Source organism: Streptomyces sp. Root1310, assembly GCF_001426425.1.
Taxonomy (GTDB): Bacteria; Actinomycetota; Actinomycetes; order Streptomycetales; family Streptomycetaceae; genus Streptomyces.
In genome coordinates this window covers 141,283-158,007 of record NZ_LMEQ01000031.1, presented here as the reverse complement: position 1 = coordinate 158,007, position 16,725 = coordinate 141,283, and the positions used below count along the sequence as shown (strand labels likewise).

Sequence of the window (16,725 nt, the reverse complement as noted above, 5' to 3'; positions counted from 1 at the left end):
CGGGTTGTCGTCGGCCGGTCCGCTCAGCGGGTGACCCGGGCGACCAGCACGCAGGCGTCGTCGGCGCGTTCGCTCTCGCCGCACTCCTCCACGACCATCCGTACGCACTCCTGTGCGGTGCGCGCCCTGTCCAGGCGAGGGGCCAGGCCGAGGAGGCGGTCGGCGGGCGCCAGCCCGTCGGTGTGCAGCAGAAGGAGGTCGCCTTCTTCGAGGGTCTCCTCGGCCTGCCCGTAGGCGGCGCGTGCGGTGGCTCCGAGCAGCACGCCCTGGGGTGCGTCCAGCCGGCGTCCCGTCCCGTCGCGGAACAGCAGCGGGGCGGGGTGTCCTGCCTGCGCCCACATCAGGGTGCGGGTGTCCGGCCGGTAGCGGCAGCAGACCGCGCTGCCCAGGGCCGGTTGGACCGTGGCGTCCAGTAACTGGTTGAGCCAGGACATCAGTTGGGCCGGGTGGGTGCCCGCCATGGCCATTCCGCGCAGGGCGCCCAGCAGCATCGCCGTGGTCGAGGTGACGGTCGGGCCGTGTCCGGTGAGGTCACCGACGCTCAGCAGCGTCTGCCCGTCGGCGAGTTCGAGCGCGTCGTACCAGTCGCCGCCGATCCGTGAGGTCGTCGCGGCGGGCAGATAGTGGGCGGCGAGGTCGAGGGAGCGGGGGCCCTGGTGCGGCAGACGCGGGGAGCCGCGCCACGGCGGCAGCACGGCCTCCTGGAACTCCACCGCGAGCCGGTGTTCGGTCTGGGCCCGGTGCCGCTGCCGCTGGAGCGAGTCACGGCTCTCGCGCACCGCGCGCTGGCTGCGGCGCAGTGCGCTGACGTCCCGCAGCACGGCCCACATCGAGGTGGTGCCGCCCTCGGCGTCGAGCACGGGCTCGCCCATCATGTGCACGGTGCGGCGCTCGCCGTCCGGGCGCACGACGCGGAACTCGCCGTCGATGGGCCGGGCGTCGATCAGGCAGTCCGTGACCATCGCGGTCAGCTTCGGCCGGTCCTCGTCGAGGACGAGCGCGGGCAGTTCGTCGAGGGTGAGCGGGGGAGCGGCGGGGTCGCGGCCGAGGATCCCGTAGAGCTCCTCGGACCAGACGGCCTCGTCCGTCAGCAGGTTCCACTCCGCGCTGCCGACCCGGCTCAGCAGCGCCTCGCGCCGGGCGGCGACGGGTGCCGCCGGCGCGGGCTCGGCGGCCGGGACGGGCGGCGGACCGTCCCGCAACTGGGCCAGGTGCGTGTCGAGGTCGTCTAGTTGGTGCAGCGCCAGGTCGCAGAGCGCGCGCTGCCAGCGTCCCTGCGGGTCCGCCGCGTCGCTCCGGGTGTCCTGGCGTACGGCGTCCATGTCGCCCTTGAGCCGTCGTGTCTGCGTGATCAGCGCGTCGACCGAGCCGCGCCCCGGCGGCTGGGCGGCTGAGCGGTCCGCGGAGACATGGGGCGGCATGACGCACTCCGATGCGGGACGGTACGGCGAAGGCTGACACAAGGGCCGTTACGACTGTTGCACAGCCCGCGACGGCGTGTAAGGGATTTGGCAACACACGATTCGGTGGTGCTTCTGGCATATGCCAGTGTCTTCGAGGAGGGGTGACGGGAGGCGGTCGGCATGCGTCGGGAGGGGGTCAAGTCGTAGGTGACGTACGTGACTTGAGGGACTCCTGAGGCGGTCGAGGTGACCATCGGTCGCCTGTTCGCCGGGCTGATGTTCCAGGCAGCGGCCACTGTGACGCAGGTCACAGGAATTGGACACCGCTTTCGCGTAATGCAAGTGGGCCCCGCGAGGTCGTACATGCATGGACATCACTCTGGAACAACCCGCCCGCGCCCGCTTGATCACCGCGGAGGACCAGGAGCTGCCCGTGCCCGCCACGCTCCGCTACGACTCGGCCGACCCGTTCGCCGTGCACGTCGACTTCCCGCCGGAGGTCTCCCTCGCGGGTGAGGCCGTCACCTGGACCTTCGGCCGGGCCCTGCTGGAACAGGGCGTGAGCGGTCCGGCCGGGAGCGGGGACGTGCACATCTGGCCCTGTGGGCCGGTCCGTACGGTGGTGGAGTTCCACTCTCCGCTCGGCCTGGCCCTGCTCCAGTTCGACACGGGTGCCCTGCGCCGGTTCCTGCTGCGCAGTTACGCCGTGGTCGCGGCGGGCCGGGAGGACGTCGGCGCCGCCGTCGACCAGGGGCTGGAGGCCCTGCTCGGCAGTGCCTGAGGCCCGCCGGCCGTCAGTGGCCGTCCGCGGTGTACAGGCCGGGGCGCGGGGCGAGTTCGACCGCCACGCGGGTGTCGCTCTCCAGGGCGCGGATCCCGGCCTCGGCGACGACGGAGGCCGCGTAGCCGTCCCAGACGGTCGGTCCGGTGACCAGACCGCGCCGGGTGGCGTCGACCCAGGCCTGCACCTCGCGGTCGTAGGCGTCCATGAACCGCACGAGGTAGTCCTGGGGCACGTCCGCGGCGGCGGTGGCCCCCGCGGTGACGAGCATCCCCTGGTCGTCGCCGATGCGCGCGCTGCCCGCCTCGCACACGGCCTCGCAGCGCACCTGGTACCCGAAGCCGCAGTTGACGAAGACCTCCACGTCGACCAGGGCGCCCCCGTCGGTCTCGAAGAGCACGAACTGCGGGTCGAGCAGGCCCTGCGGGGCGCCGGCGGAGGGGCGCGGGCGCCTCACGGTGACCGCGGTCAGCTCCTGGCCGAGCAGCCAGCGGGCCGCGTCGATCTCGTGCGACACCGAGCTGTCGATCAGCATCGCGCTGGTGAAGCCCGGCGGTGAGGAGACGTTGCGGTGCACGCAGTGCAGCATCAGCGGCCGCCCGAGCCGCCCGTCGTCCAGCAGCGCCTTGAGCCTGCGGTACCCGGCGTCGTAGCGCCGCATGAACCCGATCTGGGTCAGCCGCCGTCCCAGCCGGGCCTCCGCCTCCAGCACGCGCAGCGCCCCCGCCGAGTCCGGCACCATGGGCTTCTCGCACAGCACCGGGAGTCCACGGGCGAACGCCGCGAGCAGCGCCTCCTGGTGCGCGGGGCCGGGCGAGGCGATCAGCACGGCCTCGACTCCCGGCGCGTCGAGCGCGGCCTCGACCTCGGTGTGGACCGTCGCCCCCTCGATCCCGGACACGGCCTCCTTCGCGCGCGCGGCGTCGGGATCGGCCACGGCGGCGACCCTGGCTCCGCTGACCACGCGATCGAGGCGGCGTATGTGGTCGGCTCCCATGTGGCCGGCACCCAGCACGGCCACGCCCAGCAGGTCACTCACGCGTACTCACCCTCCCGGTGGACGATCACGCCGTAGCGTACGCCGCCGGTGAAAGCCGCAGCGGGGGCCCCGGCCGGCGCAACCGGCCGGGGCCCCCGCCGAGCGGGTCAGTAGCGCAACACGCCTGCCATCCCGTCCGCGTCGCCCAGTGCGCCGTCGGGTACGAAGCGCACCTCGGCGCCCGTCTCCAGGCACTGTTCGACGATCTCGTCCACGATGTCCTCCCGGGCGTCGAGATCGCCGCTCACGGCGGGGACGAGATGTGCGCCGCCGTCGCGGACCGTGACGCGGTAGTTCTCCTCGACGGCCAGCAGCCGGATCCGGCCCTCGCGGGCGTTCCGCCAGAGCTCGTCGACGCCTGCCGCGAACGTCTTGTGCCCCCGGGCGGAGTCGAGTTCCCGGGCGACGGCGGCGGTGTTCCGGCGGCCTTCCGCTTCGTGCAGCGGGCGCACCGCCTGCCACACGGCGTCCGGCGTGCCGTGGGAGAGTCCGCCGTGCGGGACGTGCACCGCGTCCCGGGTGACTCCGCCCAGCTCGTCGAGGAGCGACAGCGCGGCCTGCTCGCCGGTGACGTACAGCGGGCGCGGGTCCTCGCGCAGCAGTCTGCCGAGGGTGGTGTCGGCCTCGCGCAGGAAGTGGCGGGTGTCCTCGTCGCGGAACGTGCTGGGCAGGTCGCCGATCCGCTCCATGCGTTCGGCGTCGAAGTTCGGCCGGCTCTTGACCAGCGGGAAGCCGCCCGCGTGTTCCTCGGTGATCCGGTCGGCGCCGCCGTTCCACAACGTGGCACGGTCCGCGGAGACCGACAGGACCCAGAACGGGCGGTCGGCCGCCTGGGCCGAGACGAGGTTGCGGGTCAGGAAGGTGTCGGAGAGCACGACGCGTTCGGGGACGGCGCGGGCCAGGGACCACACCTGGTGCTCGCCCGGGGCGGCGTAGATGACCAGGCCGTCCTCGGTATGTGCCAGGTCGACCTCGGCCAGGGCCCGGTCGAGCTGGTCGGCGACGTCGGCGCGCCGCTCGCGGCTGACCGCCGGGTCGGTCTCCAGCTGTTTCTTCGCCTCGGCCACGACATTGCGCAGCCGGACCCGGTCCTGGGTGTTCTCGGGTTCCCGCCGGTGCGTCGGCGTCAGCACGGACACCGCGGGATAGGGGCGCGGGCGGCGCAGTTCGGAGAGGGTCGCTGGGCTCAGTGCGTGCTCCATATCAGCACGATAGGTCCCATTTGGCCTTCAGGCATTTGGGGCAATGTCCCTGCGCATCCGCGCGGCCGCGTCGCCACGGTCGCGGCGGTGGCCGACGGGCGCTCCCCGGCCGGCGGCGCCTCGCTCCCGTCCCTCGTGTCGAGGTCGTCGTCATCGGGTCGTCGTCATCGAGGTCATCGTCTCCGGGGGCTGCGAGCTCGGCCGCGGACGCGACGGCGGACACCGCCGACCTGCCCCCCGGTGTGCGATCCCGTGGAATTCTGATCGCGATCTCGCACCCGCCCGACGGTGACGGCGACCCCCTCGGCCGGTTACCGTACGCGTCAGTAACCGGGACCGCACCGCAGGAGGCACCCATGCCGCAGCTCGAAGTCGACGGCGCAGCACTGACGTACGACGACGAGGGCCCGCGCGACGGCGACGGGGTGCCCCTGGTGTTCGTGCACGGCTGGACGGCGAACCGGCACCGCTGGGACCACCAGGTGGCGCACTTCGCCGAGCGGCGCCGGGTGATCCGGCTCGACCTGCGCGGGCACGGCGAGAGCAGCGGTGCGGGCGTGAAGACGGTCGCGGAGCTGGCGAAGGACCTCCTCGCCCTCCTCGACCACCTCGAGGTGGAGCGGTTCGTGCTGGTCGGCCACTCGATGGGCGGGATGATCTCGCAGACCGTCGCCCTCTCCCACCCCGAACGGGTGGAGCGCATGGTGCTGGTGAACTCCATCGGCCGGATGACCTACAGCCGGGGCAGGGGCCTGCTGATGGGCGTCTCCACCCTCGTCCCCTTCAAGCTGTTCGTCGCCGCCAACATCCAGCGGGCCTTCGCCCCCGGCTACCCCCGCGAGGAGATCCGCGCGTACGTCAAGTCCTCCGCGGACACCCCGCGCGAGGTGGTCATGACGCTGTACGGGGCCATGCGCGCCTTCGACGTGCTGGACCGGGTCGGGGAGATCCAGGCCCCGACCCTGATGATCCACGGCTACCACGACATCCAGCTCCCGGTGCGGCAGATGCTGCGCATGGCCAAGGCCTATCCGGACGCCACCGTCCGCATCCTCGACGCGGGCCATGAACTCCCGGTCGAGAAGCCGGCCGAACTGACGGCGGCGATCGAACGCTTCGTCACCGTCAAGCCCTCTTAGCCGATGCGGCCAGTGCGGCTGATGCGGCCAGTGCGGCCGCTGCGGCTGCAGCTGCTGCAGACCTCGTGCGCTTCGTGGGCCTCGTAGGCCTCGTGGCCGTCCGCCGCGGGGCCGCTAGCCGAAGCTGTCCGGGTCCGCGGCCTTCCAGTCGGTCTCCCAGGACGGCGGTGGTCCGGCGAGCAGTTCTCCCGGCGCCAGCCACTCGTACAGCTCCGCGTACGAGCGGACCATGCCCGGCCGCGTCCGCCGGACCAGGTGGGCGGGGGTGAGCTCGGCCGGCTCGCGGATACCCATCGCCGCCATGATCCGGACGGCGTCACGCACCGTCTCCCGCTGGTAGCGCCGGACCCGCCGGGCCTTGTCGGCCACGTTCAACGAGCGCGCCCGCAGCGGATCCTGGGTCGCGACGCCGGCCGGGCAGGTCCCGGTGTGGCACCGCAGCGCGCCGACACAACCGACGGCGTGCATCATCGCCCGGGCCGCGTTGGTGTAGTCGGCGCCCTGCGCGAGACGGGTGACGATGTCCGAGCCGGTGGCCACCCGGCCGCTCGCCCCGATCCGGACCCGGTCCCGGAGCCCGACCCCCACCAGGGCGTTGTGCACGGTGATCAGCCCCTGGGTGAGCGGCATGCCGAGATGCCCGGCGAACCCCGCGGGCCCGGCGCCGGTGCCGCCCTCCGACCCGTCCACCACCACGAAGTCCGGCGTCAGACCCTCCGCCACCATCGCCCGGCACACCGCGAGGAACTCCCGCCGCGAGCCCACGCACAGCTTGAACCCGGTCGGTTTGCCTCCGGCCAGCTCACGCAGCCGGGCCAGGAACAGCACCAGTTCACGCGGCGTCGAGAACACCCGGTGCGAGGCCGGCGACACCACCGTCTCGCCCACCGGGACCTTCCGCTCCCGCGCGATCTCGGCGCTCACCTTCACCCCCGGCAGCACTCCGCCGCTGCCCGGCGCCGACCCCTGGGACAGCTTCAGCGACACGCACCTCACCTCGGGCAGCGCCGCCTTGTCCGCGAACTCCCGTGCGTCGAAGCCGCCGTCGGCGTCGCGGCAGCCGAAGTACCCCGTCCCGATCTCCCAGACCAGGTCGCCGCCGCCGCGCAGATGGTGCTCCGAGAGTCCGCCCTCCCCGGTGTCCTGCGCGAAACGCCCCAGCGCCGCACCCCTGCCGAGGGCGAGCACCGCGCGCGACGACAGTGCCCCGAAGCTCATCGCGGACACGTTGAGCAGCGCCATGTCGTAGGGCTGGGAGCAGTCCGGCCCGCCCACCCGCACCACCGGCGGCTCCTCGGCCGGCTCGACCGGCCGCAGCGACGGCACCAGATACTCGTACGCGCCCCCTTCGCCACCGAACGGCTTCCCTGCGTCGACGCTTCCGGCACGCGCGCGCAGCCGCCCCGTCGGATACCGCAGCCGGCCGGTCAGCGGGTGGTTGCGCAGTTCGGAGCGGCGGCGCTGGAGCAGATCCCAGCCCCCCAGGCAGGCCGACGCCAGCAGCGGTCCGGCCGCGAGCCACCACCAGGCGGACCCGGCGGACGCGGCGACCGTCATCGCGGCCGCGAGGAGGCAGACGAGCAGCAGCGGCAGGAACCGGCGCACTCAGTCGTCGTCCTCGTCGGGCCCGCACGAGCTGCCGCTGGGCGGGAGGGAGCCGTAGAGCAGGAAGTCGTCGACCTTGCGGTGCACGCACTTGGACGACCCGTAACCGGTGTGGCCGTCGCCCTTGTTGTCGAGCACCACGGCCGGGGAACCGAGACGCTCCGCCGTCTCCACGGTCCAGCGGTACGGCGTCGCCGGGTCCCCGCGTGTGCCGACCAGCAGCATCTGCGGGGTGCTCAGGTCCTTCACCTCGTCGCGGATGAAGTCGGTTCCCCTGGGGCGGCCGTAGCACATGAGGACCTCGGTGAGGCGGTACTGCCCGAAGACCGGAGAGGCCTTGTCGTACGCGGCGCGCAGCCGCTTGAGGTCTGCGGAGATCCGCGCGGCCGTCGGGCGGTCGGGATCGTCGGCGCAGTTGATCGCCATCAGCGCCGCGGGCAGGTTGTCGAGGGGGATGTCCTCCTCGTCGACGAGCGCCCCGGGGGAGGGCTCGTCGCGGCCCGCGGTCCGGAGCGGGAAGGGCAGCGGCAGGGCGAAGCCGCCGGTCGAGAAGCTCAGGACCCCGCTGGCGTCGCCGCTCTCGATGAGCTGCGCCAGCGCCCGCTCCAGCAGGGGCCACAGCTCCTTGCTGTACAGCCCCTGTCCGAGCGCGCCAACGAGGTCCTGGCCGGAGAAGTCGTCGCCGAAGTCGGTCGGCACCGGGTCCTCGTCCAGTGAGCGCACGAGCCGGACGACCTCCTCGCGGGCCACTCGCGGATCCTGCCCGAACGGGCAGGCGATGTCCTTCGTGCACCAGCCGACGAAGTCGTCCAGCGCCACCTGCTGCCCCCGGGCGCCCGCGAGGCCCTGCTCGGTGAGCGGCTCGGTCAGGGTGTCGACGCCGTCGAGGACCAGCCGGCCCACCTTGTCGGGGAACCGGGCGGCGTACACCGCGCCGAGCCGGGTGCCGTAGGAGAACCCCAGGTAGTTGAGCTTCTTGTCACCGAGTGCCGCGCGCAGCACGTCCAGGTCCTGTGCCGCGTCGACGGTGCCTATGTGCGGCAGCACCGGCCCGGAGTGCTCGGCGCAGTCGGCGGCGACCCGCTTCAACCGGGTGAGGAGCGCCTGGGGATCGGCGAGGACAGAGTCGTCGTCCAGGGAGGCGAGTCCGCCGTACGCCTCGTCACCGCAGCTGACGGGGGAGGAGCGGCCGACCCCCCGGGGATCGAGGGTGACCACGTCGTACCCGTCGGTGAGGTCCATGAACTCCTTGCCGCCATGACCGAGTTCGGGAACACCGGGGCCGCCGGGGCCGCCGAAGTTGAGCACCACCGAGCCGCGCTTGTCGCCCGTGGCCCGGTAGCGGGCGAGCGCGAGGTCGAGCGTGGCGGCCTTGGGGCGGTCGTAGTCGAGGGGGACGGTCAGGTCGGCGCACTGGAGGTCATCGGGCATGCCGTCGCCGTCGCACGCCGACCACGTGACCTTCTGGTCGTAGAACCGGGAGAGGTCGGCACGGTCGTCCCCGGCGGCGTTCCGGTTCGCGGTCGCCGTCGGCAGGCCCGCGCCCACCAGGGTCAGTGCGGCGGTGGCGGCGAGCGCGCAGCGCCGCAGCCCGGGCCGCGTCGGCAGCATGGCCAGCATCAGTGCCTCCAGGGACGCCCGCAGCGGTCCGGGAACGGCGCCCTGGCTCACGATAGGCGGCCTGCCGACGACCCGCCTCCGGGCGGCCGGGGGCCACCCCGCGCCCCTGCGCGGGTGGCGCCCCGGGCGCCCCGCGATCCCCGCGCGACGGGTCTGACACCAGTTCGACGAGGGGGCCGAAGCGGGATCGCGAGGGTGGCCCGATGGGGTGAAAGGGTGTTCAGGCATAACCCGGATGCCGCGCCGGCGTTCTACCGGGTGCGGGCGAGTGCCCGCGACTCGAGTCTGGAAGGCAGGGACCCATGAGACGGGCTACCCGAACCGGTGTGTTGGCCGTCGCCGCAGTTTCCGGCGCGATGGCTGTGACGCTGCCCGCACACGCCGACTCCGCGGCGGACGGCTCCGCGGCCGGCTCGCCCGGACTGATCTCCGGCAACGGTGTCCAGCTGCCGGTGCACCTCCCGGTGAACCTGTGCGGGAACACGGCGAACGTGGTGGGCGTGCTGAACCCCGCCGCGGGCAACGCCTGCGCCAACAAGGGGGCCGCCGCCTCCGGAGCGCGCGGCGCGTCGTCCGGCGGTGAGAGCGCTTCCGGGGCGCACGGCGCGTCCTCCGGCGGGGGCGCCACCGCACACGGCGCCACGCAGGGCTCCCCGGGCGTCGTCTCCGGCAACGGCGTCCAGTTGCCGGTCCACCTCCCGGTGAACGTCAGCGGCAACAGCGTGAACGTCGTCGGCATCGCGAACCCGGCGTTCGGCAACGAGTCCGTCAACGTGTCCGACGAGGAGCCCCCGCCGCCCGTCGAGCCCGCGCCGCAGCCGCCGACCCGGCACAACCCGCCCGCGGAGCCGCAGCACCCCGGCCCGCGGGCCGTTCCGCAGGCGCCGGCCGTCGCGCCCCAGAGCGGGGTGCCCGAGGCCGTGTCCTCGCTCGCCCACACCGGGGCCGACGCCACGCTGCCCGCCGTCGCCGGCAGCGCGGCCCTGCTGCTGGGCGGCCTGGCCCTCCAGCGGCGGTTCCGCCCGCACGCGGAGCGCTGACCCGCCCTCCTCGGCGCGGGAGTGCGAAGGCGCCCTCGGTCCTCCCGTGCGGGGACAGGGGGCCCTGCGTGGATCCGGCGGCCCGCTCGGGTGGGGCCGCCGAAGCGTGGGTGCGGGCGGAGGGGTCCGCCTCAGCCGCCGCGGAAGGGCCGGTGCCGTGCGTGGACCTCCTCGACCAGCCCGGGTACCGCCCGTCCACCGTGACGCCGGGGGTGACCTCGCGCACCGGCGGGGTCGGTCCGCACCGGCGGGGCGGGCGCACCCCACCGGCCCAGCCAGGTCGTGAGCTGCTCGGACGAGGCGATGTTCACGATCCGGCCCAGGCGCACCCACGCGTGGGCGACCGCGCCCATCGGACAGTGTGCGCCCGCCGTGCCAGCCCGTCGCCGCGCACACCCCGCGGCCGTCGGACGGGCCGACCGGCGGCCGGGCTCGACTTCGGGGTGCCGGGTGCGGTCGCGCCGGAGGCCACCCGGTCGTGGTCCCTCGGCGAAAGCCACCCGGTCGTGGTCCTGTGCGAAAGCCACCCGGTTGTGGTCCTCGGCGAAAGCCACCCGGTCGTGGTCCTCGGCGAAAGCCACCCGGTCGTGGTCCTCGGCGAAGGCCGTGCCGTCCCCGCCCATCGGTCCCGAACCGAACGGCTCCTCGCCGACCCGCGGTGTCTCGGCGGCGCGTTCCACGCAGCGGCGCGGGGATGACGGTTCGACGGCCCCGACCCTGACGTACGGCCCCCCCGACGGTGCGACCCGGGTTTCGGGGCGGCCTAGGCTCGGCTCCGCGCGACCGGAAAGGCGTGCCCGCGGCCCAGCGCGACCGCGGTGAGTGCCACCGCGACCAGCGGCAGCGCGGTCCACGGCAGGGCCCCCGGGCCCAGCGCCCCCAGGACCACACCTCCGGTGAGCGAGCCGCCCGCGATGCCCGCGTTGTACACGGTCGTCTGGAGCGAGGTCGCCATGTCGGAGGCGGCGGGCCCCGCCGCGTTCACCAGCGCCGTCTGGATGAGGGTCGGCGCCCCGCCGAAGGCCGCTCCCCACAGGGCGACGGAGACCGGCAGCACGGCCGGCGCGTCGGCGTACCGGCCGAGGGTGAGCATGACCGCCGCGCACAGGGCGAGCGCGCCGAGCAGCGTGGCCCGCGGGCGCCGGTCCACCAGCAGACCCGTCCCCCAGATCCCGGCGACCGTGGACGCCCCGAACACCAGCAGCACCGCATCCGTACGTCCGAACCCCGCGTGCTCGGAGAAGGGGGCGATGTACGTGTAGAGCACCTGGTGGCCCAGCAGGAGGAACAGGGTGACGGAAAGGATCACGGGGATTCCCGGCAGCAGGGCGACCCGGGACGCCGGCACGCGCTCCTTCCGCGCCTCGCCGGGGAAGTCGGGGACCCGCCACCGCACCCAGCCCACCAGCAGCACCGCCAGTCCGGACAGCAGCCCGAACGCCGCTCGCCAGCCCACCACCTCGGCCAGCGCGGTCCCGGCGGGCACCCCCAGCGACAGCGCGAGCGTGATGCCGGCGAGCACGACCGCGATGGCCCGGCCGCGTCGCCCGGCGGGCACCATCCGGGCCGCGTAGCCCGCGAGCATCGCCCACAGCGTGCCGCCCATGACCCCGGCGACCAGGCGTGCGGCGAAGGTGAGGCCGTACGAGGACGACAGCGCGACCACAGCGTTGCTCAGCGCGAAGCCGAGCAGGGTGCCGACCAGGACCCGCCGGCGCGGCAGGCCGCGCAGCAGCGCGGTCACCGGGACGGCCGCCACGAACGACGCCACCGCGTACCCGGTGACCAGGAAGCCCACCCGGGCCTCGGGGACACCGAGGCCCGGCGCCATGCGTGGCAGCAGCCCGGCGGGCAGCAGCTCGGTCACCACGGCGGTGAAGGCGGCCGTGGACAGGGCGAGCAGCCCCGGCCAGGGCAGGGACGCGGGCACGGCGGTGCCCTTGGCCATGGAGGTGGTGGACATGCCACCATGGTCGAACATTCACATCAGTGTGAAGGCAAGCGTGGCCCTGCGCGCCGCTCGCGGAGCGCCGTCGGGTAACGACGGCAGGGGGGGCGGCGGCAGGGTGCGGCTGAGCGACGAGCGCTGATTGGCGGCGGTGAGCGAGGAGCGGAGCGCGGAATGAAGATCGGCGAACTTTCCGGCCGCACCGGTGTCCCCACCCGGCTGCTGCGCTACTACGAGGAGCAGGACCTGCTGCACCCGGACCGCGGCGAGAACGGCTACCGCTCGTACGGAGAGGCGGCCGTCCGGGACGTCCAGCAGATCCGCGGGCTGCTCGACTCCGGCCTCACCACCGAGATGATCCGCGCGATCCTGCCGTACCTGTCCGGCCCCGACGAGATCGTCCTGCCCGCCGAGCACCTCACCCCGGAGACCGCCGCCCTCCTCGAGGGGCACATCGACCGCATCCAGGCCCGGATCGACTGTCTGGCCCGCAACCGCGACCGGCTGAGCGCGTACCTGGCGGCGGTGCGGCCGGACGGCGCGGCGGCGCCCCGCTCCTCCCCGCACCCGTAATTCCGTTGTCGCGGCCGGGCGGGGGTGCTGGAGTGGGCCCATGGATCATGCCGCGGTACTCGCCCTGTACGACCGGGACATGCGCGAAGGCGCGCGCCCCGAGAGCTCCGACGCGCGCGTCGAACGCGCCGGGGGCGTGGTCCGCCATGTCGGCGGCGAGGGCGGCTGGAGCGGGGTGCTCTGGTCGGACCTGGACTCCGCCGACGCCGACGCGGCGATCGCGGAACAGATCGCCTACTTCACCGGGCTCGGCCACGAGTTCGAGTGGAAGCTGCACGCGCACGACCGTCCGGCCGACCTCGGACAGCGGCTCACGGCGGCCGGTTTCACGGCCGACCCGGAGGAGACCCTGATGATCGGCGAGACCGGCGACCAGCTGGTCGACGCCGGACCGCCCGAGGGTGTCCGCATCGTCCCCGTCACGGACCGAGCGGGGATCGAGCTCATGGTCGAGGCGAACGAGAGGGCGTTCGGTCGCGACGGCTCCTGGCTGCGGGATCTTCTGCGTGCCCGGCTGGCCGCCGACCCGGACGCGATCGTGGCCCTGGTCGCGATGGCCGGGGACGTGCCGGTGAGCTCGGCGCGGATGGAGCTCATCCCGGGGACGAGGTTCGCCGGTCTGTGGGGCGGCGGCACCGTCGAGGGCTGGCGCGGCCGGGGCGTCTACCGTGCGCTGATCGCCCACCGTGCCCGCATCGCCGCCGACCGCGGCTACCGCTACCTCCAGGTCGACGCCTCCGACCAGAGCCGCCCCATCCTCGAACGCCTGGGCTTCGCGCCCCTGAGCACGACGACGCCGTACGTGTCCGCGCGGTAGGGCGGTAGCCGCGGCAGGCCCGACGCCCACCGCTGCCAGGCCGGGCCAGGCCGGGCCGGGCCGGGTCGATCTCAAGCCGGACGGGCCGTTCGCCCCGGTCGACGCCCTCGGTGCCCGTCCCCGCCGAACGCCGCGGCACCTGAGGATCCGACGGGCGCGGCCAGGACGCCGGCGGCGATCGTCGGCAACGCGCCGATGCGCCGTCGGACGGGGACGGCGAGCCGTCCCGCCCGCGGCTGGGCCGCGCCACCCCGGTCGTGCCGGCCCGCCGCGGCCGGGCCGCTCCAGCCGGTTGTGCCATCCCGCCGGGGCTGGGCTGCTTCACCCCGGTCGGACCAGCCATGGGCTGCTCCACCCCGGTCGGACCAGCCACACCCTGTTCGTGCCGCCCCGCCGCAACTGGGCCGCTCCACCCTGTTCGTGCCGCCCCCACCCCGGTCGGGCCGCCCAGCCGCCGCCGTGCCGCGCGGGTGTTGACGTTTTCGCTCGCGTTATTGCCCGCGTTTGATGTTCATCCCGCAGTCATGCCATGTACCTTTCAATCGTTCCACGCGGGTAGAACCCTCGAATGCGGTATCTACGCGCGCAGATTTGGCGCCCGCACCCGCCTCGTGTCCCCCATCTCACGGAGGTTCGCCGGATGCTCGGATCACGGAGATCCCGCCGCAAGGTCACCACCGTCCTGGCCGGTCTCGGGCTGCTCGTCACCGGAGCGGCCCTTCAGGTCAGCACCAGCGCCACGCCCGCCCACGCGGCCACCCCCCACCGCATCCTGTACGACGACGGCCACGCGGAAGAGGCCGGCAACGCCGACTGGATCATCTCGACCAGCAAGCCCGACCCGCTCTCGCAGGACTCCTCCCCGTCCTCGGAGACGGACTGGACCGGCGCGCTGTCGTCGTGGGGCGTCGCCCTGCAGCAGACCGGCGACTACAGCCTCAAGACCGCCACGAGCGCCCTCACGTACGGCGGCTCGGCCGCCACCGACCTGTCGAACTTCGACACCCTCGTCCTGCCGGAGCCCAACACACTGTTCACCGCCGCCGAGAAGACGGCGATCATGACCTTCGTGAAGAACGGCGGAGGCCTGTTCATGGTCTCCGACCACACGGGCGCCGACCGCAACAACGACGGCGAGGACGCGGTCGAGATCTTCAATGACCTGATGAGCGACAACAGTGTCGACTCCACCGACCCGTTCGGCTTCTCCGTCGACTCGCTCTCCATCAGCTCCGGCTACCCGGCCGCGATCAGCGACAGCGCCGACCCCGTCCTGCACGGCTCCTTCGGCACCGTCACCAAGAGCCTGATCGCCTCCGGCACCACCGCCACGCTCAAGCCCGCCGACAACTCCTCCGTCAAGGGCCTGCTGTACCGCAGCGGCTACTCGGGCAACACCGGTGCCTTCTTCGCCACCAGCACCTTCGGCAGCGGCCGCGTCGCCTTCTGGGGCGACAGCTCACCCATCGACGACGGCACCGGCCAGTCCGGCAACACCCTCTACGACGGCTGGAACGACACCGGCGCCACCAATGCCGCCCTCGCCCTGAACGCCACCGAGTGGCTCTCCGGCGCGAGCGGCAGCGGGGGCGGCGGCGGCACCGACTGCGCCGACACCCAGCTGCTCGGCAACGCGGGCTTCGAGTCCGGCGCCACGACCTGGAGCGCCACCAGCGGCGTCATCACCAACTCCGGCGGCGAGTCCGCCCGTACGGGCTCCTACTACGCCTGGCTCGGCGGCAACGGCACCGCCGGGACCGAGACGCTCTCCCAGTCGGTGGCCATCCCGTCCGGCTGCTCCGCCACGCTCGGTCTCTACCTGCACATCGACACCGCGGAGACCACCACCAGCACCGCCTACGACACCCTTCAGGTCCAGGTCCTCAACAGCTCCGGCACGGTCCTGGCCACCCTGGCCTCGTACTCCAACCTCAACGCGGCCTCCGGTTACACCCAGCGCAGCTTCAGCCTGAGCGGGTACGCCGGCCAGACGGTCACGCTCAGATTCACCAGCACCGAGGGCTCCAAGCTCCAGACCTCGTTCGTCATCGACGACACCGCGCTCGCCGTCACCTGACGTCGGGCCGCAACGTCACCTGACGTCAGGCCGGTGGGGCCGCTCCTTCCCGGCGGACCCACCGGTCGGCGCCCTCCGGACGCAGGGACCAGGTGCGCAGCACGACTTCGCGGCCCTTGGCCTGCCGGGTCACGGGCGCCTCGTCGGCGAGTGCGAAGCCGCACGCCCGGGCGACCGCCTCGCTCGCCGTGTTGCCGTCCTCGATGCACAACAGCAGCCGCCGTGGCCGTAGTTCGCGCACCGCGAGCTCCGCGACCAGGCGCACCGCCCGCCCGGCGAGGCCCTGCCCGCGGTGCTCGGCGCCGACCCCGTAGGCGAGTTCGGCGTCCCGCTCGTCCGACGCGCTGCGGAACAGCAGCACCTCGCCCCGGGGGCGCCCGCCGTCCGTGGTGATCGCGAGCTGCGCCGTGCGTCCCTCGGCCCGGCTCGTCCGCGCGTGGTCGAGGTAGGCGCGGGCCGCCCGGGCGTCGAAGGGGGAGACGACCGGGGTCCACCGGGCGATCTCGGGGTCGTCGTACACCTCCACCATGGCGTGGAGGTCGTCATCGGTCCATTCGCGCAGGGTGATCCCCACCCCCTCGAGCCGCAGCGGTGCGGGCGGCACGACGAAAATCCCCTGGGTCTGCATGCCCCGATCCTGCCAGTGACGGCCCGAGCGGCGTACAGGTGATCGACTTCCCGGCGTGAGGTGTGCGACGACCGGGAGAAGGCGCGTGCGCACATCGGCCCACCCGCGGGCGATGTCCGGCACGACGGCCGGGGCGGTCCCGCGTGCGGCGGGAACGCCCCGGCCGTCGTCCGGGGTGCGACGGGCTCTCTATGGCTGCGAGGTGCTCTTCGCCGCCGTGACGGTGCACATCAGCCCCAGGATCAGGGCCAGTGCGCCGATGATGATGTTGTTGACCGCGACACCGGCGTCCGGGCTGTCGCCGACGACCCATGGCGCGATGATCATCCAGATGCCCAGCGCGCACATGGCCCAGCTCAGGCCGTACATCCGCGCGGGAGCCGCGGTGAAGCCGAGGGCCAGCAGACCGATCGCGATCCCGACGATCAGGTTGTGGGTCATGAGCGCCGGCTGGCTGACGGTGTAGTGCAGGATCCACGGGGACACGGCGCAGTACAGACCGAGCAGGAACACCGGTCCGTCCACGAGCGCCACATCACGACCGCCGAGCATGCGGGCGTACCGCGCCTGCATCTCGGGGACATCGGGGTGCGTCGACATGTCACCTCTGGTGGGCGAGACGTTGGCCATGATCCGTCTCCTTCGACTCTCAGGCCCGACCGCTGCGGAGCGGTGTGCGGTAAGTGCCGCGCCTGTCCATTCTGCTCTTATTTATTCTTTATGTGTAGAGGTCGAACGCATTCTCCGGCTATCCGGTCATTCATCTCCACGGCAAGGAATCCCGGGCTCCGCGCCAATCCGCTCCGGCCGCGGCCTCGGATTACACGCGACGGCCCCGCCCCGGGGCCGGGCG

At 73.3% G+C, this 16,725-nt stretch carries 15 protein-coding genes; 6 read left to right on the top strand and 9 right to left on the bottom strand.

The window, feature by feature from the left end:
• Positions 1-23: 23 nt before the first annotated feature.
• Positions 24-1,421 carry a PP2C family protein-serine/threonine phosphatase gene (locus ASD48_RS31420; RefSeq protein ID WP_057605197.1) on the bottom strand — a complete coding sequence of 466 codons (1,398 nt, stop codon included), beginning with the start codon at positions 1,419-1,421 and terminating at the stop codon, positions 24-26.
• 349 nt (positions 1,422-1,770) lie between these two features.
• On the opposite strand from ASD48_RS31420, the gene ASD48_RS31415 reads away from it, so the two are divergent.
• On the top strand, positions 1,771-2,184 hold the full coding sequence (locus ASD48_RS31415; RefSeq protein WP_057605196.1) for an SsgA family sporulation/cell division regulator: 414 nt from the start codon (positions 1,771-1,773) through the stop codon (positions 2,182-2,184).
• A 13-nt stretch (positions 2,185-2,197) separates the two neighbouring features.
• Here the strand turns inward: ASD48_RS31415 and ASD48_RS31410 are convergent, their stop codons facing one another.
• Complete coding sequence (locus ASD48_RS31410) at positions 2,198-3,223, bottom strand: Gfo/Idh/MocA family oxidoreductase (RefSeq protein WP_057605195.1); 1,026 nt, start codon at positions 3,221-3,223, stop codon at positions 2,198-2,200.
• Between the two features lie 107 nt (positions 3,224-3,330).
• Positions 3,331-4,425, bottom strand: a complete 1,095-nt coding sequence (locus ASD48_RS31405) for a hypothetical protein (RefSeq protein WP_057605194.1) — start codon at positions 4,423-4,425, stop codon at positions 3,331-3,333.
• A gap of 356 nt (positions 4,426-4,781) precedes the next feature.
• Here ASD48_RS31405 and ASD48_RS31400 point away from each other — a divergent pair, with 356 nt between their 5' ends.
• On the top strand, positions 4,782-5,564 hold the full coding sequence (locus ASD48_RS31400) for an alpha/beta fold hydrolase (protein ID WP_057605193.1): 783 nt from the start codon (positions 4,782-4,784) through the stop codon (positions 5,562-5,564).
• Positions 5,565-5,678: 114 nt separating this feature from the next.
• On the opposite strand, the gene ASD48_RS31395 is transcribed toward ASD48_RS31400, so the two are convergent.
• Together ASD48_RS31395 and ASD48_RS31390 are read right to left on the bottom strand one after the other, a co-directional pair.
• Positions 5,679-7,121, bottom strand: a complete 1,443-nt coding sequence (locus ASD48_RS31395) for an FMN-binding glutamate synthase family protein (RefSeq protein ID WP_057605555.1) — start codon at positions 7,119-7,121, stop codon at positions 5,679-5,681.
• A gap of 48 nt (positions 7,122-7,169) precedes the next feature.
• Positions 7,170-8,789, bottom strand: coding sequence for an alpha/beta hydrolase (locus ASD48_RS31390; RefSeq protein WP_057605554.1), 1,620 nt, complete (start codon positions 8,787-8,789; stop codon positions 7,170-7,172).
• Positions 8,790-9,145: 356 nt separating this feature from the next.
• Here ASD48_RS31390 and ASD48_RS31385 point away from each other — a divergent pair, with 356 nt between their 5' ends.
• Positions 9,146-9,829, top strand: a complete 684-nt coding sequence (locus tag ASD48_RS31385; RefSeq protein ID WP_282438356.1) for a chaplin — start codon at positions 9,146-9,148, stop codon at positions 9,827-9,829.
• Between the two features lie 131 nt (positions 9,830-9,960).
• On the opposite strand, the gene ASD48_RS31380 is transcribed toward ASD48_RS31385, so the two are convergent.
• Together ASD48_RS31380 and ASD48_RS31375 are read right to left on the bottom strand one after the other, a co-directional pair.
• Positions 9,961-10,509, bottom strand: a complete 549-nt coding sequence (locus ASD48_RS31380; RefSeq protein ID WP_348983241.1) for a nucleoside deaminase — start codon at positions 10,507-10,509, stop codon at positions 9,961-9,963.
• 83 nt (positions 10,510-10,592) lie between these two features.
• Positions 10,593-11,792, bottom strand: a complete 1,200-nt coding sequence (locus tag ASD48_RS31375) for an MFS transporter (RefSeq protein WP_057605553.1) — start codon at positions 11,790-11,792, stop codon at positions 10,593-10,595.
• Between the two features lie 159 nt (positions 11,793-11,951).
• On the opposite strand from ASD48_RS31375, the gene ASD48_RS31370 reads away from it, so the two are divergent.
• The 3 genes from ASD48_RS31370 (at position 11,952) to ASD48_RS31360 (ending at position 15,244) form a co-directional block, all read left to right on the top strand.
• The gene (locus ASD48_RS31370; protein ID WP_057605191.1) at positions 11,952-12,350 is read left to right on the top strand and encodes a MerR family transcriptional regulator; all 399 of its coding nucleotides are present in this window, start codon (positions 11,952-11,954) and stop codon (positions 12,348-12,350) included.
• A gap of 40 nt (positions 12,351-12,390) precedes the next feature.
• Entirely contained in the window at positions 12,391-13,167 is a 777-nt protein-coding gene (locus tag ASD48_RS31365) for a GNAT family N-acetyltransferase (RefSeq protein WP_057605190.1), read from the top strand.
• Positions 13,168-13,807: 640 nt separating this feature from the next.
• The gene (locus tag ASD48_RS31360; RefSeq protein ID WP_057605189.1) at positions 13,808-15,244 is read left to right on the top strand and encodes a hypothetical protein; all 1,437 of its coding nucleotides are present in this window, start codon (positions 13,808-13,810) and stop codon (positions 15,242-15,244) included.
• A 25-nt stretch (positions 15,245-15,269) separates the two neighbouring features.
• Here ASD48_RS31360 and ASD48_RS31355 read toward each other — a convergent pair whose 3' ends face one another.
• Both ASD48_RS31355 and ASD48_RS31350 read right to left on the bottom strand, forming a co-directional pair.
• Positions 15,270-15,872 carry a GNAT family N-acetyltransferase gene (locus tag ASD48_RS31355; protein ID WP_057605188.1) on the bottom strand — a complete coding sequence of 201 codons (603 nt, stop codon included), beginning with the start codon at positions 15,870-15,872 and terminating at the stop codon, positions 15,270-15,272.
• A 189-nt stretch (positions 15,873-16,061) separates the two neighbouring features.
• Complete coding sequence (locus ASD48_RS31350; RefSeq protein WP_057605187.1) at positions 16,062-16,502, bottom strand: SPW repeat protein; 441 nt, start codon at positions 16,500-16,502, stop codon at positions 16,062-16,064.
• Positions 16,503-16,725: the final 223 nt, after the last annotated feature.

Coding starts and splice junctions, on each gene's coding strand:
- ASD48_RS31390 (WP_057605554.1), bottom strand. CDS start 8,789: ATGCTGGCCATGCTGCCGACGCGGCCCGGGCTGCGGCGCTGCGCGCTC.
- ASD48_RS31370 (WP_057605191.1), top strand. CDS start 11,952: ATGAAGATCGGCGAACTTTCCGGCCGCACCGGTGTCCCCACCCGGCTG.
- ASD48_RS31365 (WP_057605190.1), top strand. CDS start 12,391: ATGGATCATGCCGCGGTACTCGCCCTGTACGACCGGGACATGCGCGAA.
- ASD48_RS31350 (WP_057605187.1), bottom strand. CDS start 16,502: ATGGCCAACGTCTCGCCCACCAGAGGTGACATGTCGACGCACCCCGAT.
- ASD48_RS31405 (WP_057605194.1), bottom strand. CDS start 4,425: ATGGAGCACGCACTGAGCCCAGCGACCCTCTCCGAACTGCGCCGCCCG.
- ASD48_RS31400 (WP_057605193.1), top strand. CDS start 4,782: ATGCCGCAGCTCGAAGTCGACGGCGCAGCACTGACGTACGACGACGAG.
- ASD48_RS31375 (WP_057605553.1), bottom strand. CDS start 11,792: ATGTCCACCACCTCCATGGCCAAGGGCACCGCCGTGCCCGCGTCCCTG.
- ASD48_RS31420 (WP_057605197.1), bottom strand. CDS start 1,421: ATGCCGCCCCATGTCTCCGCGGACCGCTCAGCCGCCCAGCCGCCGGGG.
- ASD48_RS31360 (WP_057605189.1), top strand. CDS start 13,808: ATGCTCGGATCACGGAGATCCCGCCGCAAGGTCACCACCGTCCTGGCC.
- ASD48_RS31385 (WP_282438356.1), top strand. CDS start 9,146: ATGGCTGTGACGCTGCCCGCACACGCCGACTCCGCGGCGGACGGCTCC.
- ASD48_RS31355 (WP_057605188.1), bottom strand. CDS start 15,872: ATGCAGACCCAGGGGATTTTCGTCGTGCCGCCCGCACCGCTGCGGCTC.
- ASD48_RS31415 (WP_057605196.1), top strand. CDS start 1,771: ATGGACATCACTCTGGAACAACCCGCCCGCGCCCGCTTGATCACCGCG.
- ASD48_RS31395 (WP_057605555.1), bottom strand. CDS start 7,121: ATGACGGTCGCCGCGTCCGCCGGGTCCGCCTGGTGGTGGCTCGCGGCC.